The sequence below is a fragment of the Flavobacterium limnosediminis JC2902 genome (assembly GCF_000498535.1).
Classification (GTDB): Bacteria; Bacteroidota; Bacteroidia; order Flavobacteriales; family Flavobacteriaceae; genus Flavobacterium; species Flavobacterium limnosediminis.
Genome location: NZ_AVGG01000036.1, coordinates 1 through 1,199 on the forward strand (window position 1 = coordinate 1; position 1,199 = coordinate 1,199).

General features: G+C 35.3%; 1 pseudogene. It reads left to right on the forward strand.

The features are described from left to right. Nucleotides 1-50: 50 nt before the first annotated feature. Nucleotides 51-1,043: pseudogene (locus FLJC2902T_RS15290) on the forward strand (IS30 family transposase); the annotation flags it as partial. Between the last annotated feature and the right edge of the window lie 156 nt (nucleotides 1,044-1,199).

The following is a 1,199-nucleotide window of genomic DNA, read 5'->3' on the forward strand; positions in this document are numbered from 1 at the left end:
GAATTCAAGAACCTAACGCAACAAATGATAAATTTTATCTTTGTTGAATTATGGGAAAAAAGTACAAGCGTTTATCCTTCGAAGAACGTGTTAAAATAGAGACCTTTTTAATAGAAAAAAGATCTAAAAGTTATATCGCAAAACAACTTAATCGGAGTACCTCTACCATCACTAAAGAAATCAATATTTGGGTGAGGAAACCAACGGATATCTATAAAGCTGCTATAGCTCATTTCTGTGCGTTAGAAACCAATAAAACAAAACGAGCAGAAGATAAAATCAATGAACATCCTAGGCTCAAGATATTCATATACAGAAGTCTACTAAAGGGAACTAGCCCTGAGCTAATCTCCGGACAACTCAAGCTATTGTATCCAAATGACCCTGTCATGTCCATTTCTTACGAGTCAATTTATAAACATATTTATAAGCACAGGCAATCTTCTTTAGGCAAGAAACTCATTAAGCTACTTCCCTATCATCATCATACAAGAAGGGCTAAGAGGAAATTCGCTAAAAACAGAGTTCGAATTAAGGATCAGGTCAGCATTAAAGACAGACCAAAACACATTGAAGACCGCCTTGAAGCAGGGCATTTGGAAGCCGATTTAATGATTGGAGTAGGACAAAAAAGCGCAATCGGAACTATAGTAGACAGAAAAACAAGACATCTTATTATTGTCAAAATTGAAAACAGAAAGTCAGAAACAGTAACACAACAATTTGCAAAATATCTAAACATGCAGCCTAAATACCTCAGAAAAACAATGACTTACGACAATGGAATGGAAATGGCTAATCATAAATGGCTTTCGGAAAATACAGGAATGGACATCTATTTTGCACATCCCTACTCCTCCTGGGAAAGAGGAACCAATGAGAATACCAATGGTTTAATCAGACGGTTTTTGCCCAAAGGAACAGACTTTAATAATGTAACCTTTGAAGAACTTAAACGAATAGAAAACAACCTAAACAATAGGCCCAGAAAGGTCTTAGGATTTAAAACTCCTAACCAAATCAGGAAAGAGGAAATCGACAAAATGAGTCGCGGTAACGGCTTAGTTTCGGAAATAACTTTTGGCTCCTTAAAAAGCCTAAAAAGTTATTCTGAAAATAAGCACATTATTTAAGAAAAATACTAAATTTGAATCATTAAAAAATAACTAGCACCGTTGCGCTAGATACTTGAATCCACC